This window comes from Pseudomonas sp. Emmai, assembly GCF_055179735.1.
In genome coordinates this window covers 1,190,734-1,212,503 of the sequence record NZ_CM143685.1, presented here as the reverse complement: position 1 = coordinate 1,212,503, position 21,770 = coordinate 1,190,734, and the positions used below count along the sequence as shown (strand labels likewise).

The following is a 21,770-nucleotide window of genomic DNA, read 5'->3' as shown; positions in this document are numbered from 1 at the left end:
TTTAAAAAAACCGAATTCCTGTACGTCTCCGTAGTCATTTGTATAAGCCCGGTAGAACAAGGCTTATCACTGACTCGACGTGGCGGCCATTAAGCGCCTCAGCATCGAGACCAAACGTTCAGGAGATACCCATGAAACGTACCGCACTCGCTGGTCTGTTCATTTCCGCTGCAATGTTGGCCTCTCCCGTATTCGCTGCGGACAACGACCTCTGTACCGTCAAGGTGCAAGAGCTCAAAGACAAAGTGACGTCACTGCCGGCAACGTCCGAAAACACCAAGATGGAACTCAACCGATTGCTCGCCAGCGCCCAGGCATCAAAAGCCGCCGGCGATGACAAGAAATGCGTCACCGAAGCCACCCAGGCGCTGTCCCGTGCGGACAAACTGTCCAACGAACCGAACCCATAATCAGTCGAGGCCAACCTTCGGGTTGGCCTTCTGAGCTGCGTTGGCGTACACTGCGCACGTCTGTTGCTCAATAAGATTCACCGAGCAACAGGCACGGGGCCGTTTAGGATTCGACGCCGGTCGCGAAACTTTAGGTGCATGCCGAGTTGGTAACAGAACTCGTAAATCCACTGTTGCAACTTCTTATAGTTGCCAATGACGAAACCTACGGCCAGGAATTCTCTCTCGCTGCGTAAGCAGCTTTAGATCCTGAGCTTCTGGTACCTTCGGGTCCAGCAATCACCAGGGGATGTCTGTAAACCCAAAGTGATTGTCATATAGAACAGAATCGCCGTGCAGTACGTTGTGGACGAAGCGGCTAAAACTTACACAACTCGCCCAAAGCACCCTGCCCTTCGGGTCGCTGAGGGTTAACTTAATAGATACGGCTACGCATGTAGTACCGACAGCGGAGTACTGGCGGACGGGGGTTCAAATCCCCCCGGCTCCACCAAACGAAGCAAAACAAAACCCGCCAAGTGCGGGTTTTGTTGCATCTGGGGTATGACAAACCATCGCCGCCTCCCTGGAGAAGCCAATGCGCCAAGCCCTCCTCATCATCGACGTCCAACCCAGCTTCGCCCCACCGCAATGGCTCATCGACGGCATTCAGGCGCTCATCGGCACCTTGCCCAGCGTCGCCACCGTCGAACGCCACGACGAATCCAAAACCCCGTTCCAGAAGCAACTCGGCTGGCACCCTGCGCCGGACGACGACAGCCTGATCCAGGCTGATCGCATCTTCATCAAGCACGGTTATGCGCCGTCACCGGAAACCATCGAGTATTTGAAAAGCCTGAAGGTGGATCGGGTGCTGGTCTGCGGGCTACAGACCGAGACTTGTTGCCTGGCGGCGGGGTTTGCGTTGTTCGATGCGGGATTGCGGCCGACGTTGATTACGGATTTGACGGTGGGTTCATCGCTGGATCGGACGGGTGGGTTGGGGGTGCGGCTTTGGGAGCATCATTTTGGGCACACGGTGAGGGTGAGTGAGTTCTAATTGACGTTGCGCTCGAATGATCCAGCGCTCAACACTATCTATAAAAAACGCAGTTATGAATCTGAAGGCGCTGATGGCCTAGCCGACATCTGGCTGCTGTTCCACCACTGTGGCTGATGGACCGGCGCGGTATTGACCACGTGCTGAATAATCCGCACCAAATCGAAGGAGCGGATACCGTCTACGTGCTCACTGAGGCTTGCGGTGGTATTAGCCCATATGGGGTCAAGCACGAAATCGATGCCTTTCATCCTGGCAAGCTTGGCGGCGGGAACGAAGTCTGAATCGCCCGCCACCAAGACAATCACATCGACCAACTTATCCAACGCCAGAGTGGTGATATCCATTCCTAGCTTGGTATCTACAGTCTTCTGTTCGATCCTGTAGTGGAAATCAGCATTCGTAAGATTTTTCCAAGCTCTTTCGCCATTAAGCAGTGCTTTCAGCGAGTGCGTGTTGAGTTGCCATTCCCCATTTTTGGCTAACTCCCCTAACCGAAGCGCAGTCTTACGATTGATTCGGAGTTGAGCATGCAGCTGACGTCGAAGCTGATACGGGGCATGGATATTGAAATTCATGTAACCCGATGTTTTATGCCCCTGGGGAATAATCGGTAGACGGACCTGATTTGAAGGAGGAGGGCAATCGTAAAAGTAGATTCTATAAAGCTCCCTGCCAGCCGATTGATCATCTTCGAGGTGATAATTCACCATTTTTTTGATGATCTGAACGACCTGCTCAGCAGTCAGCATCAGACTCCGATCAAAATATTTCCGAGTAAAAAACATCACTCTCTGAAAGAAAAATCCCCATCTATAAGGATTGCTGTTCGTTTCACAGATTTCTACGGGCGAAAAAAAGCCCAGGACTGCTGGGCAGATCTAACAATTGACTGCACGCTGTGCTGAGCTGTTGGGAGAACTTTAGGTCGTGCGCCTCTTCTCCGTCAACCGACAAACCCTGTAGGAATCAGGCCCAATGCCTGTAGTTAGGGTCTACAAATCCACATCTGAAACACCACGCTTGGCGAAACTCGCGAAAAAGGGCATGCACCTTTTTTCATTTCACTCAATTAACTGCTGGCGAAGCAATTTCCCGTATTAACAAGGACCCACTCACCACGTCCTAGGACATTTCCCTCAAGGTCTGTCGAACTCCATGAAGTATCGAGCGGAGGCCCGAGAAGATAACTTCCCATTCGTGTTGTAACCCGGCGAACGGTTTTGCAAAGCCGTAAAGCGTGGGATCCCCAACCTTCCGGAGTTCTTCCATGAAAAAGCCCCGCCTGACCTTGATTAAAAATCCGAACTTTCCAGAATCCAATGCGCTCGACCTGACCCAAATATCCGAAGAAATCCAGCGCCGCGTCAGCGCTCGCCAGAGCAACCCGACACGATCTGTTCCGGCGCAGAATATTTTCGCCGTCAACCCGGACATCGACACGCATACCCTGCTCACTCACGCCAGTCAGAACCTCGCCGTGTTGACGTTCATGTCCGCCAAATTGGCAGCCCAGTCCGAAAGGCCCGATCGCAACGTGTTACTTACGATTCAGCGGCTGACTGCCTTGGTTGAGCTGTTGGTCAAGCAGGCGCTGGAAAACATCCGCTCGCGCGAGTCCAGGATTGAACCGGTCTGATACTGAGTAGGCGACTTCATTGAAGTCGCCCTTTTAATGCTGACGCCTCCGTCGCTTTTGAGATCAACACTACCCAAAGGTCAAAGAAAAGGGCGCCGCAGACTGTTGGATGGCGCTCACCACGTGGGGCGCCTTTTCCTTATGCTGAGGATAACGCTCAAGCACGCGTTCAACAGAAGCAAGCAACCGCTGAATACGTTCTTTGGGGCGTTCAATCTCACAATTCTGCGCGAACTCCAGCAGTCCTTGCCGCGAGGCCAACATTGACTTGTTACCTATAAGATCCAGCGCCAAAACATCCTCGGGGATGTAAGCGGTTGTGTTGACGATGTCGTATGCCGGCGCCAGCCGCGCATCGCGTTGCGTAGGGTCTGAGTAGAGCAAGCCGAAATTCTTCAAGTGAGCGTCACCGTTTCCAACGATGCAACTTAAGGCCACGCTATCGAAGAGTTGATCAAGCGAGGATCGATGATGCTGCGCCGGACAAAACAACCGGATTGCTTTAGCAATTGCCGCATAACTTTTGCTGTACTTCTGATCAGCCGAAAGCCCCATCAGCGCCGCCATGTCTTCAAAGCCAATTGGATTGAGCTGCTCGTCTCGGTCAAAGCGGCGCATGACAAACAGCCTGGCGTTATCAGAGAGGTAAAACTCTGGCACGGGAATGCCGGCGTCCTTGGCGATGGACATGCACAGGAATTCATTGATCGCCAGTCCGGGAAACTCGTCCCGACCACTTTTGATGATCAAGTCCGAGGTTTTCGAGGTCACCCTTGGCAACTCGGTTTGCTGCTGCTCCGGCACCAGCACCTTGGGCTGAACACCCGAAATACCAGCCCGCAGGATGTAGCGATCAAGAAGGCCGGCGAAGATATCTTCCGTCCCATCCCAGCTCAGGATCTCTTCGAGTTTTTCACCTGGAAATTGCTGTCCGCCAAGCAAAACATCGACCGCTTCGGAACGCACCTGAACCCTGCCAATAGGCGAACTGCTACCGGAAAGAGCCAGCAGCAACATCGGATCGACGTTTACGGTTTTAGCCAGACGATTACGCAATTGTTCCAGCACATACCCTTCCGGCAGATTCATCTGAAAGATCGGGTGCAGGTCTCGGCGACGAAACTCGTCAGCTCGAACGGGCATCGACAGGCTGATGGCCATGTTGGGAGATGCGCTTCCTCCAAAAACTCACCGACCGAGCCCCCATGACCACCCTCAAAGACCGCCTCAAGCAAGGCAAGGACGCGCGTAGAACCTGCCCCCGCAACACCCAGTCGTCCCTCGGCCACGTCGATCGCGATCCGCTGCCGCTGATCAAGGCGTCAAGCGAGGGCCGCATCAAATCGCTGGTCGAGTTGCGCTACGGCCGCATGTTGGTCTCCCCGTTCACCTTCTATCGCGGCAACGCCCTGCTCCAGGCCCATGACCTGGCGGGCACCTCCAGCATGGGGCTGATCTCGCCGATCTGCGGTGACAGTCACTTGATGAACTTCGGCGGTTTCGCCACGCCCGAGCGCAATCTGCTGTTCAGCCTCAATGACTTCGACGAAGCGCACCCCGGGCCTTGGGAGTGGGACCTTAAACGGTTGGTGGCGAGTTTCCTGATCGCCGCGAAGGACCTGCGGCACGGCGAAACGGTTGAGGAAGCGGTGTGCCGCGAGGTGGTCGCGGCCTATCAGAAAACCATGGTCGAGTGCGCCGAACAGAGCGCGATGGAAACCTGGTACGAGTCCATCAGCTATGACGACTTGCTGGAGCAAGCCAGCAAAGCCACCCTGGAACACGTGGAGCGGGCCATCGAGAAAGCCGAACGACGCTCCCACGCGGAGTTGCTGCCGAAAATCTGCGAACGTGACGCCAATGGCCGTCTGACGATTCGCGATGACTTGCCGGAAATCTTCCACCTGCATAAAAACACCACGCTGCTGGATGCCGATGATGACTGGCTGCGTCTGTCGGACTGGAAGCCGCTTTACGAGACGTTCATGGGCGACTATCGGGCAACGCTGCAAGCGGATCGACGTGAACTGTTGTCGCGTTTTCATGCCCACGACATGGCGTTCAAAGTGGTGGGCGTGGGCAGTGTCGGCACGCGTTGCCTGGTGGCGCTGCTGACCGACGAACAGGAGAACCCGCTGTTCCTGCAATTCAAGGAAGCGCGACGCTCGGTGCTCGCCGGTTACGTCAAGACCAAGCCGCGAGTGCAGCACGAGGGACAGCGCGTGGTGAATGGCCAGCGCTTGATGCAATCGGCCAGCGATCTGTTTCTCGGCTGGACCACCGGGCCTAGTGGCCGGTACTTTTATGTGCGTCAGCTGCGGGACATGAAAGTCTCGGCGGAAATCGAGACGTTTGATGCACCAACCTTCGCCGCCTACGCCAGGACCTGTGGCCGCGCCCTGGCCCGGGCCCACGCCAAATCGTCAGGCCACGCCGCGCAGGTCAGCGGTTACATCGGCAAAAGCGAAGCGCTGGCCGATGCGCTGTTCAAGTACGCCAAAGGCTATGCCAGGCAGAACGAGCAGGACTTCGAGCTGTTTCAGAAGGCCTGTCGCAAGGGCCGCTTGCAGGCGCGTTCGGAGGCGGATTTTGCGGCAGACCATTTGCCCTAATCCTTGCGATGGGCCCACGCAGATGAATTTTTCTTCACCCATTCGCCCCGCACCAACCGGTACAGTGCCCTCGCTCATTCAAGAAACTACGGTTTGCCCGCCCTCCCGCGGGCTTTTTTTTGCCTGGCAATTGACTGGCAAGCCACGAAACGCCCTGTTTCCGGGCGCTTAATATCGTTGATGCAAATCACTTCCAACCCCCGTATTCGGTGTACCATCGGCACCTGTCAATCAGATATCAGTTAGCCATGTCCACGCTAAGCGAAGAGAGCCGCCAGATCGTAGCTTCTCTGGCGCACCGTGTTGGTCCCAACGCTGACACTGCAAGCATCGCCCAGGCGATCATTTCCACCTTGCAGGATATGAACGCAGCCCTCACGCCCATCATCGGCCAGCAAGGGGTTGTCGCGCTCTATCGTCGCAGCCTCCACCTCTGCGCCTCCACTCATCCGCGTCTGGCCGGCACCTATGACAGTGTGCAGGCCGCGCTGGATCTGATTGCCCTCAACTCCGTACTTGTCGAGCAAAGCGAAGTCGATGCACTGTTTTTCGGTGAAGTGCTGCTGACCACGTTCTATGAATTGCTGACCACGCTGATCGGGCCCTCGCTCACCGCACGTTTGCTTCGTGGCGTGTGGAAACCTTCTTTGAGCGACACCCCTTCGCAGGAAAATTCGCCATGAGCACCAAAGTAACTATCAACCGTCTGGCCACCGGCGTGCCAGGCCTGGACGAGGTGCTGGGCGGAGGTTTGCCGGAATTTTCGTTCAACATGATTGCGGGTCCTCCAGGCTGTGGCAAAACCACCCTGGCGCATCAGATGATGTTTGCCCTGGCAACGCCTGAACGCCCGGCGTTGTTCTTTACCGTACTCGGCGAGCCGCCGCTGAAGATGCTGCGCTACCAGCAGCAATTCGACTTTTTCGATGCCGAAGCGATCAACCAGTCGATCCGCTACATCAACCTGGCCGACGATACCCTGGCCGGGAATCTGGACGAGGTGCTGCGGCGCATCGTCAGTGAGGTCGAGGCCCACTCTCCGTCACTGGTGTTTGTCGACTCGTTCCGCTCCGTGGTGCTGGCCAGCCAGACCCAGGACAACCCCAATAACAACCTGCCGCAGTTCGTTCAGCAACTGGGCATGTTGATGACCACCTGGCAGGCGACGACCTTCCTGATTGGCGAATATTTCACCGAAACCGACACCAACCCGATTTTCACCGTGGCCGATGGCCTGATCTGGCTGCGCCAGAGCGTTCAGCGCAACTCGATGGTGCGCAAGATGGAAATCATGAAGATGCGCGGCCAGCCGACCTTGCCGGGGCTGCACACCTTCCGCATTGACTCGTCGGGTATCAAGGTCTTCGCCCCCGCCCCGCTCAACCCGGTTGAAGCGCCGCTGGAGTTCCCGATCAAACGCCTGAAAATGGGCGTGCCGCAGCTCGATGACATGCTCGGCGGCGGTTTGCCCCGGGGTTATTCGTTGCTGGTGGCCGGGCCGTCGGGTTCGGGCAAAAGCATTCTGGCCGCGACCTTCCTCGCCGAAGGCGCGCGTAACGGCGAAACCGGTGTAATCGCGGTGTTCGAGCAACGGCCCAATCACTCGCAAAACGCTACGCTGGCCGGGTTGATCCAGAGCGGCCAGGTCGGTTTAGTCGACAGCCGCGCGCCGGACCTGTCCATCGATGAAATCGTCCAGTTGCTGCTCAGCGAGATTGACCGACTCAAAGCCACCCGCGTGGTGATCGATTCGCTGTCGGGCTTCGAACTGGCGCTGGCGCCGACCTTCCGCGAGGACTTTCGCGAGTCGCTGTCGCGCATGGTCACCGCGCTGACCAGTGCCGGGGTCAGCGTATTGATGACCTCGGAGCTGGAAGACCGTTACACCGACCTGCGTTTCAGCCCTTACGGCACGGCGTTCCTCACCGACGCGATCATCGTCCAGCGCTACATCGAAGTGCAGAGCCGCTTGCTGCGCATCATGGCCGTGGTCAAGGTCCGCGCCAGCGCGCACTCCGATGAGCTGCGCCTGTACCGCATCGACGATGACGGCTTGCAGATCGGCGAGATGCTGCCGGATCAGGAAGGTTTGCTCGGTGGCCGGCCAACCCGTCGGCCCACCCTCCAGGACAAGGTGTAAACAAGGACCATGACTGAGGCCACTGGCACGAACGCACAAGCGATGGCGACCGCCGCGCTTGAGTTGTTCCTGCTCGGCCAGAAAACCGTGGAAGCACGTGCGGTGCTGACGGCGCTGCAAAAAGAACTGAACGACACCAACAATCGACTGGTGGATGCCCAGCAAATCGAGCACCTGGTCGAAGCCAATCAGCAATTGGTGCTGGCGGTGCTGTTGGCGCAAACCGATGCGGAAAAACCCCAGCGCTCGAAAGAAGAGCAACGGCTGTTCCTGGAGATGCGCGAGGCCAATGCACAATTGGTGATCGCCGCCCTCAGCGCGCAAAACCTGCAAGCCTCGGCCGAACACACGCTGGCGCAGCAACGCAACATCCTGACCCTGGTGGCCCATGAACTGCGCAACCCGCTGACGCCCATCAGCATGATCGCCGGTCGCCTGGTACGAGTGCCCGCCGAAGAACTGCCGCGCATGCAGGCGCTGATCGAAGGCCAGGTGCAGCACATGTCGCGGCTGGTGGACGACTTGCTCGACGTGTCCCGCGCCAGCACCGGCAAGCTGCGCCTTGATCGCCAGATCGTCGACATGGTGGAAATCATCCAGGGCGCCATCGAAGTGTGCAGCCCGGTGATGAACACCCGTCACTTGCACTTCAACGCCCAACTGCCCGCGTGCGCGCTGTCGGTGGACGGCGACCCGGTACGCCTCACGCAAATCCTCGGCAACCTGCTGGGTAACGCGGCCAAGTACACACCGGCCGGGGGCAATGTCACGCTGTCCGTCACCGCCAAGGATGACGTGCTGGAAATGAGCATTTGCGATGACGGCATTGGTATTTCCGCCCAGGCCTTGCCGTTTATCTTCGAGCCGTTTGTGCAAGACGTGCATGCCATCGGCTTCAATGGCGCCGGCCTGGGCATCGGCCTGACGGTGGTGCGCGAGCTGGTGGAAGCCCACGGCGGCAAGGTGGTCGGCATGAGCGACGGCGATGGCCAGGGCAGTACTTTTATCGTGACATTGCCGCTGGTGGTTTGAGTTTTTCCGCTGACCGCGTAATGCTTGCGCGACGATCCCCGCGTACCGGAGCGCTGTATGCCGCTGTTGTCCCTGCCCTGCAAACGCCTGACGCTGGCGGTGCTCGACCCTGAACAGGCGTCGCTGGAAAGCGACTTCTACCGGCGCAATCAAAGACACCTCGCCCGCTGGTCACCGATTCGTCCCGCCGATTACCACAGCCCTGAACGCACCCGCCCGCGCCTTGAAGTGCAGGCCAGCGCTTTTGCCGCCGGCCTGGCGGTGCACTTCGCGCTGCTCGACCCGGACAACGGCCAGATGATCGGCGCCTGCAATTTCAGCGGCATCACGCGCGGCGCATTCCAGGCCTGCTATCTCGGCTACCACATCGACGAAGCCCATCAGGGCCGCGGCTTGATGCAGGAAGCGCTGGAGGCGGGGATCCGCTACATGTTCGAAGAACAGCAACTGCACCGGATCATGGCCAATTACATCCCGGGCAATGAACGCAGTGCGCGGCTGTTGGAGCGCCTGGGATTTGAGCGTGAGGGCTACGCCAAGGCGTACCTGAGCATCGCCGGGCGCTGGCAGGATCATGTACTGACGGCGTTGATCAACTCGGCACCACATGCCCAATTCCGTTAAACACTGAGCGTGTTATTGCGCGACGATCTGTTGCGCGACATCGGGCAACAAGCACCCTTTGGCCATCCACTGACAATCCCTGGCCCAAAGAAAACCGGTTTCAAGATTGCCTCGGTCGTCGTAGTAGTTCAGCCGTAGTTGGCTCGCATTGAAGTCAAGTTTGGCAAAACCTGCGTGCGCATTGGCAAACGAGGTGTCCAGCGCAGTGGCGCCAACGGCGTAGAGTTTTTGGCCGCCAGCCCCGGACACCACCCAGGCGGGCTCAGCGGCGCGTAACAACAGTTGCTGATTGTGATCGTGCCCGGCCAGGAACACGTCGACCTTGTTGCGCTCCAGGGCGGGCAACAACAGGGTGACCAGTTCGCCGTCCTCACCGTGCTCGCCATGATTGCGCACCGGGTGATGGGCTGCCGCGATGCGCCATACAGGCGCTGGTCCCGGTTGTTGGAAGGCCTGGTCAAGCAAATCGATCTGCTGCTGGAAGGATTCCCGTGGCGCCGCCGTGTCGAGGAACACCATGCGCACCAATGGGCGTCCATCGACGTTGCCGAAATCCTTGACGTAGAACGTGCTCGGCATCTGCCAGCGGCCCGAGCCCTCGTGCCGCCGACCGTACTCGACTTCGACCTTTTGCGACACCGGGTAATCGTGATTGCCCAGCACGGCGTAGAACGGCACGTGGCTGAGCCATTTGCCCCAATAAACGCGCTCGAATTTCATCTGCCAGCTCAGGTCGTGAATGCCGGTCAGCGATTTGCCATAAAAGTTGTCGCCCAACAACACGACCATGTCCAGCCGCCCGTCCCTGGCCGCGACACGCTCCATGGCCTGCCCCACTCGCCACTGTTGCAGATCGCCGCTGCCCTGGTCGCCCAAGGCAATCATCGACACGACTGCAGGGTCCAGGTCAATCAACGGCACGTACGGCGCCGGTGGTGTGAACATCCAGTAACCCACAATCGCTGCGGCGATCAGCAGGATGATCAAGGCAATACCGGACCTGCGAACAGCTTTTCCAAGAGCGGCACGTCTTGCAGCCGGCAATGGAGTTGGGGTGTGTTTCAATCAAGAGCTCACTTGGCAGGGCCAGTCAGGCATAAGGGAAAAACAGGTTCGGCGTCTGCCAGTAATAGATCACATCGTTTGTTCACACTTTGTTAAGAATTCACCCCGTATACTTTTTTCAGCCCGTTCTTTTCGGCCCCTTTTCTCCGGTAGCCAGAACCTTATGTCGCGTCCTGCCCCGTTGCTGTTTCTGCTTGGCTGTCTGCTGTTTTTCTTCGCACTTGGCAATCATCAGCTACAAGGCTCCACCGAAGCCCGGGTTGCCGGAATCGCTATGGAAATGCACCTGGATGACGACTGGGTGACGCCGCGCCTGTTCGGTGAACCCTTTCTGGAGAAACCGCCCCTGAGCCTGTGGCTCGACGCCGGGGCAATTCGTGCATTCGGCGGCACACCGTGGGCGGTTCGACTGGCATCGGCGTTTGCCGGGTTGTTCAGCGTGATGCTGTTGTACGCGATGCTGCGTCGGTTCGGCCGGCCGAAAGCCATTGCCTGGACCGCCGGGATCCTGCTGGCGACCATGGCCAGTTACTGGAGCAACGTGCGGGGTGTCGGTGAAGACGCCTTGCTCGCCCTCGGTGTGACCATGGCGCTGTTGGCGTTTTTCCAGGGACAGCGACATGCCACGGTCGGCAATGCCTTGCTGTTCGCTCTCGGGATTGCCATTGCGACCCTGAGCAAAGGCGTGCTGGGCCTGGCGATGCCAGGTGTGGTGATCTTCGCGTTCCTGCTGGCCGAGAGCCTGATGGATAAACGCCTGAAAATCACTGACTGGCTGCGCCCCGGCCTGTTGACGCTAGTGGGGCTGATCCCCCTGCTGATCTGGCTCGCCGTGCTCTATCAGCGCGGCGGTACACATGCAGTGAGCGAAGTGTTGCTGACCAACAGCGTCGGCCGTTTCAGCGGCTCCTTTGTAGAAGCCGGGCATTACGAACCGTTCTACTACTACCTCGCCAAACTGCCGGAAGCCTTCCTGCCCTGGAATATCCTGGTGTACCTGGGGTTGTGGCACTTTCGCAGAAGCCTGATGGCCAATCGTTACTTGCTGTTTTTCACCCTGTGGATCCTGGCACAGTTCGTCATGCTGTCGTTGGCGTCGAGCAAACGCACGGTGTACCTGATGTCAATGACGCCTGCCGCGGCGGTGATTGCAGCGGAATATGCCCGTGTCCTGTTTGAAAGGCTGAAGGCCCGCGAAGGTGCCTCGACCCTGATCGGTCGTATCGCCCGGCACCGGCAGGGCTTGGCCGCCGGCTTGCTCACCGTGGTGATCGCCAGCTACCTGGCTGCCGCACAATGGGCAATGCCACGGGCCGATGTCGCGCTGTCCTTCCTGCCGCTGACCGAGCAGATTCAAACGCTACAGGCCAATGGGCAACAAGTCGCCCTGTTCCAGGCCAATGAACGGGTCGGCGGCGCGACCGTGTTCTACACCCGGAAAGTGCTCAAGGGCTTGGACACCGAGGCTCAGTTGCATGAGTTTCTGAAAGCATCGCCGACCAACGTCGCGGTGATGTCTGGCGAAAGCGAGCCCGTCGCGCCATTGAAGGTGCTGAAGGTCATGATGGTAGGACGGCAGCCGTATTATTTTGTCGGGGAGTGATTCCTTCAGGTAGGCCGCGTTATCGTTCTTCGCGGGCAAGCCTTGCTCCTACAGGGGAGAGGTCGATCACAAAAGTTGTGTGCGACACAAACCCTGTAGGAGCGAGGCTTGCCCGCGAAAGCAATCTCCCTGCCACCACCATCCCCCAATCCAGACAACAAAAAACCCGCCACCCTCGATCAGAGGCTGGCGGGTTTTTGTCATTCAGGACCGTGTTCAGCCGACAGTCTGCGCCTCAGCCATCTGCCCCACCCGCTCATGTCGCTGCAACACCGGCACCTCCAGCCGCGCCCGGCCATAAAACGCCAGCGCCGTCAGCAAACACGCCAGCCACACAAAGATCCCGGCCCAGAAGGTGTGGGACATGTAGTGCCAGCCCTGCAGGACCCGGGCGGTGCCGTAGATGAACCCGAGCAATAACGAGCCCCACATCACGGCTTTCGAATAGCGCCAGCGGTAGCGGCGCGCCACGAAGTACAGCGCGAGCATGGTGAAGCCACCCGAAGCGTGCCCGCCTGGCCAGCAGCGCCCCTCGCCCGCCTCCTTGAACAGCTGGAAGTTGTTGTACCACTCCACGTGGGCGAGTTTGCCGCCGTAGAGGGTCGTCTCAATCGGGCAATACACACTGGTGTGGGCCTTGAGGAAATGGATCACGCCCGTGCAAATGGCAAACGCGACCACCACGAACAGAAAATCCCGCCGATGATCACGGGCAAAGCGCAGCACCGGTAACGCTTTAGTGCGCTGCAGAAAACCGCCGAGTCGCGGGTGTTTCTGCGGATTGATCAGTGGCCAGACAAACGACAGGATCGCGCCGATCACGGCAACTTCACCGGTCCAGTTCGGAATGATCCGCGCCCATTTGTGGGTCAGCTTCTCGAAGAAGTGAACCTTGTCGAGCGGGAAGATCTGGGCGACCGGGTCAAACAGCAGATTGCTGAAGGCAATGTCGATGTTGGTCATATCGAACATCAGGAACACCACCGCCGCGCAGGCCAGTGGAATGCCGAAGTTCACCCAATAAAAGCGCTTAGAAGAAGCCGTCTGCATCGGAAATCCTGAGTCAGGGAAATTATCGGGTCGTCACCGAGCGCCAGTCAGAGGCCTCGATGTAACCGAGAATGGTGGGCGCTTGCGGTGTTTCGGTCGACACGAACAGCGAGGCGCCGTAACCCAAGGTAGACGTCGACACGTTCATGCTTTTTTCCAGCGCCGTCATGCACTCGCTGTGGGTCACCAGAATCAGGTTGCGGCCCGGCACTTTATGCGCCAGGGCGTCACGCAGCATGGTGCCCTTGCAACTGATCAACCAGTCTTCACCGGCACTGACCGAGTTGAACATGTAGCCGGCGGTCTGCGCCGTGCGCACCATCGGGCTGTTATAAATATCAGCTTTGGCCAGGCCCAGGCGTTCGAAATGCGAGCCCACCTCCACGGCGACGCCACGGGAGCGATCGGTGATGCCATCGTTGCCGCTCAGGCATGCCGCCGTGGAGTGATCGCAGCGCTCGACGTGGCGTACCAGCACAATCATGTCGCCCTTGGCCCAGCCGGACATCAACGCCTTGGCCCCGGCCACGTTGCCATGGGCCAGGTCCGGCACAGCGGCGGGCGCCAGCAGCCAGAAGGTCAACGGAATGACCAACAGCGCCGAGGCGAGCACCACCAAGGTGTTGCGATAACGGGCCAAACGGCTCAGATCAATCGAGCGTTTTATCCCGAACAGACTCAGTCTCACTTCCACATCAAGCCGCCTCGCCGACATGTCGCACCTGTCACTAAATGCCGCGAGGGTAGAGAGGCAAGCGTCCCCGGCAAGTGAAACCCATGTGAAAAAAAGCTGAAAACCGACCCAATACCTTGTTACAGGTTCTGTCCGACAAAATCCTTTCAGCTCTCGGCAATGCTGCCGATACAGGTCTGCGACACACCTTGCTGGCACCTAAAAACAACAATCTTCCAGCCAACTGACGATAGAGAAATGCAACGTTCCTGGAGGAATTGTGATGAATAGCTGGTTCGGCAACATCAGCGTGAATATGAAACTGGGCCTGGGATTCGGCCTGGTCCTGGCCCTGACCTGCGTCCTGGCCCTCACCGGCTGGACGAGCCTGGGCGGGTTGATCGACCGCAGCAACTGGATGAGCGACATCACCCAGCTCAATGCCGGCCTGACCAAGCTGCGTGTGGTGCGCCTGCAATACATGCTGACCAACGGCGACGAAACCGCCGCACAGAACGTACAAACCACGCTCGACAGTTTTGCCGCGCAACAAACCGCGCTGCTGGGCAGTTTCAAAAATGTCGACAACCTGAAAATGCTCAAGGAGCAGGCCGGCGTCATCGCCGCTTATCAGGCCTCGCTCAAGGAAATGCGCAGCGCTTACCGCACCGGTAACAGCGCCCGCGACGCCATGGGCGCGAATGCCGAAGCCGCCAACACGCTGATCAATACGATCGGCAAGCGGGTCCAGGAAATGCCCCTGAGCGATCAGCGTTTCGAACAGTTCCAGGCCGTTACGGCAGCCAAGGAAGCGTTCATGCTGGCCCGCTACGAAGTGCGCGGCTACACCGCCACCACCAACGCCGAGACCGAGCAAAAAGCCGTCGGTCAACTGGACGCGGCCATCGCCAGCCTCAAGCCCCTGAACGTGCATTTCGCCGACACCCAGCAAGACGCCTTGCGTCAGTTGGACACCGCGCTGACCAATTACCGCAGCGCCTTGCTGGCGTTCAAAACCGCCACTGCCGACGCCGTGCGCGTGCGCAAGGACATGACCGACCAGGGCACCGCCATCGTCGACCTGAGCGACAAGCTCTATCAATTCCAGATCGACCGTCGTGACATCGAAAGCGCCCAGGCCCGCACCCTGCAACTGATCAGCACCTTGCTGGCGTTGCTGGTGGGCGTGATTGCCGCCGTGGTCATCACCCGTCAGATCACCGGCCCGCTGCGTGAAACCATGACCGTGGTCGACCGCATCGCCAGCGGCGACCTGTCCCAGGACGTCAAAGTCACCCGCCGCGACGAACTCGGCGTGTTGCAACAAGGCATCGGCCGCATGGGCGTGACCCTGCGCGACTTGATCAGCGGCATCCGCGACGGCGTCACCCAGATCGCCAGCGCCGCCGAAGAGTTGTCCGCCGTGACCGAACAAACCAGCGCCGGGGTCAACAGCCAGAAGATCGAGACCGATCAGGTGGCCACCGCGATGCACGAGATGACGGCCACGGTGCAGGAAGTCGCGCGTAACGCCGAAGAAGCCTCCCAGGCGGCCGCCGCCGCTGACGGCGAAGCCCGCGCCGGCGACAAAGTGGTCAACGAAGCCATCGCCCAGATCGAACGCCTGGCCACTGAAGTGGCGCGTTCCACCGAAGCCATGAGCGTGCTGCAACAGGAAAGCGACAAGATCGGCAGCGTCATGGACGTGATCAAGGCTGTGGCCGAACAGACCAACCTGCTGGCGCTTAACGCGGCGATTGAAGCGGCCCGTGCCGGTGAAGCCGGTCGTGGTTTTGCCGTGGTGGCCGACGAAGTCCGTGGCCTGGCCCAACGTACGCAGAAATCCACCGAAGAAATCGAAGGCCTGGTGGCCGGTTTGCAGAACGGCACGCAACAAGTGTCGGCGGTGATGAACAACAGCCGCGCCCTGACCGACAGCAGCGTCGCCCTGACTCGCAAGGCTGGCGTGTCCCTGGAAAACATCACCCGCACGGTGTCCAACATCCAGTCGATGAACCAGCAGATCGCCGCCGCTGCCGAACAGCAAAGCGCCGTGGCCGAAGAGATCAGCCGCAGCATCATCAACGTGCGCGACGTCTCCGAACAAACCGCCGCCGCCAGCGACGAAACCGCCGCGTCCAGTGTTGAACTGGCACGCCTGGGTGGTCAGTTGCAGCAGATGGTCAGCCACTTCCGGGTCTGACATTCACCGTCTGATCGTTCCCACGCTCCCGCGTGGGAATGCCTCAATGGACGCTCCGCGTCCGCTTCGGCATGTGACGCAGAGCGTCACGGGCTGCATTCCTACGCAGAGCGTGGGAACGATCAATGTGGTCGACGCAAATCCTGTCTGATCGTTCCCACGCTCCCGCGTGGGAATGCCTCAATGGACGCTCCGCGTCCGCTTCGGCATGTGACGCAGAGCGTCACGGGCTGCATTCCCACGCGGAGCGTGGGAACGATCAACGTGGTCGACGTAAATCCTGTAGGAGCGAGGCTTGCCCGCGAAGAGGCCCTGATAGCCAACATCAAACCCGACGACTACCCTCCCCAGCCCGGCACCCGCTAAGCTCGAAGAAATCCCAAGGCGTGTCATGACAATGTCTACCAAGAAGCGAATCTACCTAGGCCTGGCCGTGTTGGTGCTGGTGAATATCGCCGTGCTGGCAGCCGTCGTGCTGAGCAACGTCTCAAGCGCCTATGGCCGGCACATGATCAAAACCACAGAACCTCTTCTGATCGAAGGGCGCAACGGCGATGAACATGACTACGTGCTGCCCCTCGGAACCACGCTTTATTACGATAAAAGCTACCCCGAAGGATTCGATCGTTATTGGGTTTACTTGAACCACAAAGGCGTCATCGCCCACGAAGAAGTGCCGATGCAGCCGAAATACGGCGGCGCTTTGATTGATCCGCTTTGGCTATCGAACATCGACGCCGATACGCTGAAGGACCTGTTCAAACGCTTCCCCCTGTCCAAGGAAGATGTCGCCGCCGCCATAAAGGCCAATCAAATCACCCGGGACGATTTGGCGGACATCCTCCGCTCGATGCCGGAGTAACTCAGCTTACGCTCCCCCCCATTCACCGCGTCCCGCGCTGACGCAATGCCGACGGCATGAAGTACGCGTCCTCCGGCACCGGTTGGGTGAAGTCCACGGTGGCGGGTTCTTCGTTGTCCAGGTTTTGCACGTAGTAGCGGCGCGCCTGCAAGTCGTGGAAGACGTCCAGCGCGCTCCAGGTGGTGGGCAGGTCGTAGAAGTTTTTCAGGTAGGCCATCGACACCCGCCACAACTCCCCTCGCCCATCGTATTGATCGACCAGTGCGGCGCCCCAGCTGTCCTCGTCCAGAAACAGCACGCGCTTGGAATAGATATGCCGCGAACCGGGTTTGAGCGTGCCTTCGACTACCCAGACCCGATGCAGCTCATAACGGGTGTATTGCGGGTTGAGGTGGCCGGGTGTGAGTAATTGCGCGTACTTCACGTCGGGGCTGCCGACTTTGTAGCTGTTGTAAGGAATGTAAATTTCCTGCTTGCCCTTGAGCTTCCAGTCGTAGCGGTCCGGCGAGCCGTTGAACAGGTCGGTATCGTCCGCCGTGCGCAGGCCGTCGGACGAGGCGATGGGCGTGTCATACGCCAGGTTCGGCGCGCGACGCACCCGGCGTTGGCCGGCGTCGTAGACCCAGGCCTGGCGCGGGTCCTTGAGCTGGTCGAGGGTCTCGTGGATCAACGCTGCACCGCCGGCCAGCCGGGCCGGGCTTTTCACGAAGGCCAAGTAGTAGAACAGGATGTTTTTCAGGTCGGCGAACTGCCCGCCCGGCCGGTAATAGTTGAAGAGCCCTTCCTGCTGCGAAGTCACCAGCGCGAAGCTGCCGTTGCGCTGCACCGGTGCTTCGGAAGCACGACGAACCACGTAGGTGCCGCGATAACGGGTGATGTGGTTCCACAGCGCCTCGATCCCGTCCTTGGGCACCGGGAATGGCACGCCGCCATAGGCATCGGCAAACCCGGTGCCGCCGTCGAGCAGCTTGGCCGAGGTCGCGTTTTTGAAGGTGTTGTCATACAGCCATTGCGGCGCCGAGCCCGAGCGGCGAGACGGATAGACCGGCATCTGGAACGTGTCGGGATAGCTGTTGAACAGCGCCATCTGGCCCGGGCTGAGGTGGGCCTTGTACTGTTCAAGGTTGGCCTTGGTGATGGTGAACTGCGGCTTGTCCGCCGCGTACGGGTCCGGGTGATGCTGACCTGGCTTGTAGCCCGCCGGAGCCTGGGTGATGCCGCCGTCCCACGCCGGAATGGTGCCGGCCGCGTTACCGGCGCGTTCGGCGCCCAGCGGCGTCAGTGTGGTTTTCAGTTGCTGGGCTTGCTGGGGCGTGATGGCGGCCAGGGCGCTGCCGGCCGCCAGGCTCAGGACCAGCGCCAGCGTGGTCTTGGTCAGTCGAGGTGTGAACATGGAGGTTCTCCGAAATAACTCGCGGTTAGGGGCACTCACAAGAAGTACTTGAGGTTGAAGCCGACGTTGTCCCGATCGCGAAGGCCGTTGTCCTGCCCGCCGCCGTAGAAATTGGTGTATTGCAGCTCGGCCTCCAGCTTGTTCTGGTAATTGGCCTTGACCCCCAGGGTGTAGGCCTTGCGCCCCTCGATGGTGTTGCCGGCCTGGTAGCTGTTGCCCTTGAAGTCGTCCTTGTAGACGACGTAGGGCGAGACGTTGACCCCGGCATACACGTCGTTCCAGGTGCCATTGAACATCGCGGTGTAGCTGTAGGAATTGCGGTCGACCTGGTCGCTGCGTTCGCCGCCGGACACATAGGAATAGTTACCGGTGCCGGCGTAATAACGGGTGCTGCCGTCATACGCGGTGTAATGCAGGCTGCTGCCGCGCAGGTGCTCGGACGCCAGTTCGAACACGCCGAACATCGAGTCGAACGACAGGCTCGGGCCAAAGTTGTAGATGCTGCCCAGGGACGTGTTGAACGCTTCCACCCGCTCGCCGTTGTTGATCTGGCTGTCGAGGGTGACGCTCTGCCCGCCGATGTTGATGGTCTTGCCGGCCGCCGCAGCGGCAGCGCCGTTGGCCAGGTCGCCGATCAAGTCGTTGGTGGCGGCGACGCCGATGGGCAGGTTCGGCCGATAGGCGACTTCACCGAACACCGACGCCTGGCCCAGGGTGGTGTTGAAGCTGAAGCCGTACATGCGGATGTCTTCGGCGTAGCGCCGGTGCGCCTGAATATTACCCAGCACATCCGCGGTCGCCAAACCATTGGCCAGTTGCCCCGCCTGGCTGCCGGCGACACCAGCCAACAGGTTGGTCAGGGCGTTCATGTCGATGCCCTTGTAACCCCCGAGATCGGCGGAAACGGTCGGCTCCTTGGCGTGGTAATTGACCATGTACAGCCCGAACTCGGTGCTGTTGAGTGCTTCGGCAATGTATCGAAAGGCGAAGCCGAACTGGCCGTCGTTGCGCGCGTTGTAATCCTTGCCGACCGAGGCCACTTTGAGGGTGTTGCCGAAGGCCGGGGTCACGCCGTTGGCGTACAGGCCGGTGCTGCCGAGGGCCTGTTTGAGCAGCGGGTTGTTGCCCAGCGCGCTGTACAGATCGATCACGTTGCCGAAGCCGGGCACCGGGGTGTCCAGCGCGGTGCCGGTGAAGTCGTTGTAGGCGGTGTTGCCCCCGTCGGCGAACAGGTCGGTTTGCGAGTAGAACGTGCCGACCGGATCGATGCGGGTTTCCTTCCAGTTCGTCTGGTAGAAACTTTCCATGGTCAACGTGTCGGTCAGGCCGATGTTGAAGCTGAGCGCTTCCACCGGCACCAGTACTTCCTTGACCTCGGCGCCGGGCAAACGGTACTTGGCGGCGTCCACCGGGTTGGTGGTGTTGATCCCGCCACGGTAGAAAATCCCCTCGCCCCAGTTGAACACCTGACGCCCGAGGCGGGCCGTGACCGGCATCTGGGCCACGTCCCAGCTCCCGTGGACATAGGCGTCGAGCATCTCGATCCGGCTGCCGGCGATGTCGCGGGTCTGGTCGGTAAAACGGTCGTCCTGCGGGTAACTCTGGCTCGGTTGCGACGGGCTGTTGTTGCGGTAGTAATCGTTGCGTTTGTCCATCAACTGGGTGTCATAGAACGCGGTGCCGCGCATGAACAGCCCGTAGTTCTGATAGTTGGCTTCAAGCTCCGAGGTGATTTTGTACACCTCGGAAACCAGCCCGGTGTCGAAGTTGCGATTGCCGTCGTTGGTGTTGACGTCATCATTGCTCTTGTCCCGGCCCTGAACCCGCCACAAGCGGCCATAGGACAAGGTACTGTCGAACGAGCCGGTGACCTGTTTGTCCAGCACGCTGAACTCCACGGCCTGCACCCCGTCGACCACGCACAGTTGCAGCAGCCCGGCCAGGCCGACGCCGGGTAGCGCCGCGCCAGACAGGCGCAATCGAATCCTCATGGTCTGTTCCTCCTTGTCTGTTTTTTTGTTTTTGTGTCCGGTCAACGTTGTCGCAATGGCTAGGGCGCCAGGCCCGCACTGACATAAATCCGGCTGTGCGCGCCGAAATGCCCCAGCAACTTGAACAGCTGCTGGTTCAACGCCGGATGGTCGTAGTCTTCGTGCTGCACCTGATTGCCGGCGCTGAAATCGCTGGTGATCGGCGCCGTCTCCAGCCATCGGCCGATCGCTTCATCGAAGGCGGCGGATGCGTCGGCGGATTCGACACTTACAACGTCGCGCAGGTCATCCACCGAGTACGGCGGGTAACGGGCGTCTTGGGCAAAGTCGGCGTACGCCTGGAGCATCGGATGTGGCTGGCCGGCGCGCAGCAGGCGACGCAGCCAGGTCGACTGATATTTCTCCACTTCCATGTGCCGGGTGGCGACCCGTTCGATGGCCGCGTGTTTGTCGGCCTCATACCCGGCCAGTGCCTTGCCTTCGAGCAGCAGCAGGCTCGACAGCTCGACGCCGGGCAGCGGTTTGGCGTGATAAGGCTGGGTCAGGTCCTGGATGTGGTGCAGGCCCCAGCCGAGAAAACGATAGCCCCAGTAAGGATGACCACTGGCAAACGCCAGTCGCGCCAGGCCCATGTACTGGTAAGCGCGCCAGTCCGGCCAACTGCGCTGGAGAAACCCGGCCGCGGCATACACCACCGCGCTTTCATGGAAGAAGCCCATGTGGAACGGCGCCTGGGAGCTGTACTGAAACCGCGCATCGCCGAACGGCTGCGGACCGAAGCCGTACACCGCGCCGACCTCGCCTGGGTTGTCGCTGAACAGGTTGATGTCGTGGCCGTAATCGGGTTCATCGGCGGCGCTGGCGAGCACGGCCAGGGGCGCGACTTGTTCGCCATCGACCACACGGATAAAGCGCTGGCGATTCCACGGCGAGAGGGTTTGTTCGACCATCACCTGCTCGGCCTTGAGGTGTTCACGCTCGGGCAAATCCTTGCCCGGTAGCGGCTGGATGACCATGGCCAGATGAATCAGGGGATTGATGCGTAACGCGGTGAGGAAATCGTGGCGCAGATTGTCCCCCGGCAGGGCGGGCAGTTGCAGGTTGTCGGGGCGCGGCGGGTACTGGGCGAAGTGCTGACGGGCGTAGGTTTCCTGCTCATCCAGCAAGGCGCGCACGGCGTCGTATTGCTGCGCGAGGAACGGCTCCAGCGGTTCGACGTCGACCAGGGAGGCGTCGCGCAAAACCGGCAGATCCTGCAAGGCCAGGTAGCTGCCCACCGTATGGTTGGACCAGCCCCAGGCTGTCGGGACCGTTCCACACAACAGCAGCAGGAGGAATGTCAGCTTCATTGCTTTTAGTTCTTATTGGATATGCAGTGGGGGTGAGCCTAACAACCGACCCCGCCGCTGACACTGTCCAATCTCACCAGAAAAG

General features: G+C 59.7%; 18 protein-coding genes, 1 other RNA gene and 2 pseudogenes. 13 read left to right on the top strand and 8 right to left on the bottom strand.

Going from position 1 to position 21,770, the window contains the following annotated elements; genetic code table 11:
* Window positions 1-131: 131 nt before the first annotated feature.
* From ACY4LX_RS05305 to ACY4LX_RS05295, 3 genes are all read left to right on the top strand, one after another.
* Window positions 132-410, top strand: coding sequence for a hypothetical protein (locus ACY4LX_RS05305; protein WP_133838462.1), 279 nt, complete (start codon window positions 132-134; stop codon window positions 408-410).
* Window positions 411-505: 95 nt separating this feature from the next.
* Window positions 506-903, top strand: a transfer-messenger RNA (tmRNA) gene (gene ssrA, locus ACY4LX_RS05300).
* 84 nt (window positions 904-987) lie between these two features.
* Window positions 988-1,449 (top strand): isochorismatase family protein, encoded by a 462-nt coding sequence (locus tag ACY4LX_RS05295; RefSeq protein ID WP_463259368.1) that lies wholly within the window; start codon window positions 988-990, stop codon window positions 1,447-1,449.
* A 53-nt stretch (window positions 1,450-1,502) separates the two neighbouring features.
* Here ACY4LX_RS05295 and ACY4LX_RS05290 read toward each other — a convergent pair whose 3' ends face one another.
* Window positions 1,503-2,201: an NYN domain-containing protein gene (locus ACY4LX_RS05290; RefSeq protein ID WP_463259367.1), complete on the bottom strand. Its 699-nt coding sequence runs from the start codon at window positions 2,199-2,201 to the stop codon at window positions 1,503-1,505.
* A 518-nt stretch (window positions 2,202-2,719) separates the two neighbouring features.
* Here ACY4LX_RS05290 and ACY4LX_RS05285 point away from each other — a divergent pair.
* Window positions 2,720-3,088 carry a DUF6124 family protein gene (locus tag ACY4LX_RS05285; RefSeq protein ID WP_463259366.1) on the top strand — a complete coding sequence of 123 codons (369 nt, stop codon included), beginning with the start codon at window positions 2,720-2,722 and terminating at the stop codon, window positions 3,086-3,088.
* 69 nt (window positions 3,089-3,157) lie between these two features.
* Here the strand turns inward: ACY4LX_RS05285 and ACY4LX_RS05280 are convergent.
* A pseudogene (locus ACY4LX_RS05280) lies at window positions 3,158-4,261 on the bottom strand (type II toxin-antitoxin system HipA family toxin); the annotation flags it as partial.
* Window positions 4,262-4,293: 32 nt separating this feature from the next.
* On the opposite strand from ACY4LX_RS05280, the gene ACY4LX_RS05275 reads away from it, so the two are divergent.
* The 5 genes from ACY4LX_RS05275 (at window position 4,294) to rimJ (ending at window position 9,496) form a co-directional block, all read left to right on the top strand.
* Window positions 4,294-5,700, top strand: coding sequence for a DUF2252 domain-containing protein (locus ACY4LX_RS05275; RefSeq protein ID WP_463259365.1), 1,407 nt, complete (start codon window positions 4,294-4,296; stop codon window positions 5,698-5,700).
* 248 nt (window positions 5,701-5,948) lie between these two features.
* Window positions 5,949-6,383, top strand: a complete 435-nt coding sequence (locus ACY4LX_RS05270) for a hypothetical protein (protein WP_463259364.1) — start codon at window positions 5,949-5,951, stop codon at window positions 6,381-6,383.
* Window positions 6,380-7,840, top strand: coding sequence for an ATPase domain-containing protein (locus ACY4LX_RS05265; RefSeq protein WP_149657674.1), 1,461 nt, complete (start codon window positions 6,380-6,382; stop codon window positions 7,838-7,840). The genes ACY4LX_RS05270 and ACY4LX_RS05265 overlap by 4 nt, the downstream gene beginning before the upstream one ends.
* Window positions 7,841-7,849: 9 nt before the next feature.
* Window positions 7,850-8,872 (top strand): sensor histidine kinase, encoded by a 1,023-nt coding sequence (locus ACY4LX_RS05260; RefSeq protein ID WP_463259363.1) that lies wholly within the window; start codon window positions 7,850-7,852, stop codon window positions 8,870-8,872.
* A 57-nt stretch (window positions 8,873-8,929) separates the two neighbouring features.
* Entirely contained in the window at window positions 8,930-9,496 is a 567-nt protein-coding gene (gene rimJ / locus ACY4LX_RS05255; protein ID WP_149657676.1) for a ribosomal protein S5-alanine N-acetyltransferase, read from the top strand.
* A gap of 12 nt (window positions 9,497-9,508) precedes the next feature.
* Here the strand turns inward: rimJ and ACY4LX_RS05250 are convergent, their stop codons facing one another.
* A complete protein-coding gene (locus tag ACY4LX_RS05250; protein WP_463259362.1) occupies window positions 9,509-10,483 on the bottom strand; it encodes a metallophosphoesterase in 975 nt (324 codons plus the stop codon).
* Between the two features lie 241 nt (window positions 10,484-10,724).
* Here ACY4LX_RS05250 and ACY4LX_RS05245 point away from each other — a divergent pair, with 241 nt between their 5' ends.
* Window positions 10,725-12,164 (top strand): ArnT family glycosyltransferase, encoded by a 1,440-nt coding sequence (locus tag ACY4LX_RS05245; protein WP_463259361.1) that lies wholly within the window; start codon window positions 10,725-10,727, stop codon window positions 12,162-12,164.
* 216 nt (window positions 12,165-12,380) lie between these two features.
* Here the strand turns inward: ACY4LX_RS05245 and ACY4LX_RS05240 are convergent, their stop codons facing one another.
* Both ACY4LX_RS05240 and pmrG read right to left on the bottom strand, forming a co-directional pair.
* Window positions 12,381-13,214, bottom strand: coding sequence for a phosphatase PAP2 family protein (locus ACY4LX_RS05240; RefSeq protein WP_149657678.1), 834 nt, complete (start codon window positions 13,212-13,214; stop codon window positions 12,381-12,383).
* Between the two features lie 22 nt (window positions 13,215-13,236).
* Complete coding sequence (gene pmrG / locus ACY4LX_RS05235; RefSeq protein WP_149657679.1) at window positions 13,237-13,908, bottom strand: lipopolysaccharide core heptose(II)-phosphate phosphatase PmrG; 672 nt, start codon at window positions 13,906-13,908, stop codon at window positions 13,237-13,239.
* Window positions 13,909-14,170: 262 nt separating this feature from the next.
* Between pmrG and ACY4LX_RS05230 the strand changes: the two are divergent.
* The 3 genes and pseudogenes from ACY4LX_RS05230 to ACY4LX_RS05220 all read left to right on the top strand — a co-directional run.
* Window positions 14,171-15,184, top strand: a pseudogene (locus ACY4LX_RS05230) (methyl-accepting chemotaxis protein); the annotation flags it as partial.
* A 42-nt stretch (window positions 15,185-15,226) separates the two neighbouring features.
* Entirely contained in the window at window positions 15,227-16,090 is an 864-nt protein-coding gene (locus ACY4LX_RS05225) for a methyl-accepting chemotaxis protein (RefSeq protein ID WP_463260566.1), read from the top strand.
* A gap of 433 nt (window positions 16,091-16,523) precedes the next feature.
* Window positions 16,524-16,952 carry a hypothetical protein gene (locus ACY4LX_RS05220; protein WP_463259360.1) on the top strand — a complete coding sequence of 143 codons (429 nt, stop codon included), beginning with the start codon at window positions 16,524-16,526 and terminating at the stop codon, window positions 16,950-16,952.
* 22 nt (window positions 16,953-16,974) lie between these two features.
* Here the strand turns inward: ACY4LX_RS05220 and ACY4LX_RS05215 are convergent, their stop codons facing one another.
* Genes ACY4LX_RS05215 through ACY4LX_RS05205 form a run of 3 tightly spaced genes read right to left on the bottom strand, consistent with a single transcriptional unit; the run spans window position 16,975 to window position 21,685 of the window.
* Complete coding sequence (locus ACY4LX_RS05215; protein WP_149657682.1) at window positions 16,975-18,345, bottom strand: DUF1329 domain-containing protein; 1,371 nt, start codon at window positions 18,343-18,345, stop codon at window positions 16,975-16,977.
* Between the two features lie 35 nt (window positions 18,346-18,380).
* On the bottom strand, window positions 18,381-20,336 hold the full coding sequence (locus ACY4LX_RS05210) for a DUF1302 domain-containing protein (protein ID WP_463259359.1): 1,956 nt from the start codon (window positions 20,334-20,336) through the stop codon (window positions 18,381-18,383).
* A gap of 59 nt (window positions 20,337-20,395) precedes the next feature.
* Window positions 20,396-21,685, bottom strand: coding sequence for a phospholipase (locus ACY4LX_RS05205; protein WP_463259358.1), 1,290 nt, complete (start codon window positions 21,683-21,685; stop codon window positions 20,396-20,398).
* Window positions 21,686-21,770: the final 85 nt, after the last annotated feature.

Coding starts and splice junctions, on each gene's coding strand:
- ACY4LX_RS05305 (WP_133838462.1), top strand. CDS start 132: ATGAAACGTACCGCACTCGCTGGTCTGTTCATTTCCGCTGCAATGTTG.
- ACY4LX_RS05295 (WP_463259368.1), top strand. CDS start 988: ATGCGCCAAGCCCTCCTCATCATCGACGTCCAACCCAGCTTCGCCCCA.
- ACY4LX_RS05240 (WP_149657678.1), bottom strand. CDS start 13,214: ATGCAGACGGCTTCTTCTAAGCGCTTTTATTGGGTGAACTTCGGCATT.
- ACY4LX_RS05290 (WP_463259367.1), bottom strand. CDS start 2,201: ATGCTGACTGCTGAGCAGGTCGTTCAGATCATCAAAAAAATGGTGAAT.
- ACY4LX_RS05245 (WP_463259361.1), top strand. CDS start 10,725: ATGTCGCGTCCTGCCCCGTTGCTGTTTCTGCTTGGCTGTCTGCTGTTT.
- ACY4LX_RS05215 (WP_149657682.1), bottom strand. CDS start 18,345: ATGTTCACACCTCGACTGACCAAGACCACGCTGGCGCTGGTCCTGAGC.
- rimJ (WP_149657676.1), top strand. CDS start 8,930: ATGCCGCTGTTGTCCCTGCCCTGCAAACGCCTGACGCTGGCGGTGCTC.
- ACY4LX_RS05265 (WP_149657674.1), top strand. CDS start 6,380: ATGAGCACCAAAGTAACTATCAACCGTCTGGCCACCGGCGTGCCAGGC.
- ACY4LX_RS05225 (WP_463260566.1), top strand. CDS start 15,227: ATGGGCGTGACCCTGCGCGACTTGATCAGCGGCATCCGCGACGGCGTC.
- ACY4LX_RS05205 (WP_463259358.1), bottom strand. CDS start 21,685: ATGAAGCTGACATTCCTCCTGCTGCTGTTGTGTGGAACGGTCCCGACA.
- ACY4LX_RS05210 (WP_463259359.1), bottom strand. CDS start 20,336: ATGAGGATTCGATTGCGCCTGTCTGGCGCGGCGCTACCCGGCGTCGGC.
- ACY4LX_RS05275 (WP_463259365.1), top strand. CDS start 4,294: ATGACCACCCTCAAAGACCGCCTCAAGCAAGGCAAGGACGCGCGTAGA.
- ACY4LX_RS05260 (WP_463259363.1), top strand. CDS start 7,850: ATGACTGAGGCCACTGGCACGAACGCACAAGCGATGGCGACCGCCGCG.
- ACY4LX_RS05270 (WP_463259364.1), top strand. CDS start 5,949: ATGTCCACGCTAAGCGAAGAGAGCCGCCAGATCGTAGCTTCTCTGGCG.
- ACY4LX_RS05285 (WP_463259366.1), top strand. CDS start 2,720: ATGAAAAAGCCCCGCCTGACCTTGATTAAAAATCCGAACTTTCCAGAA.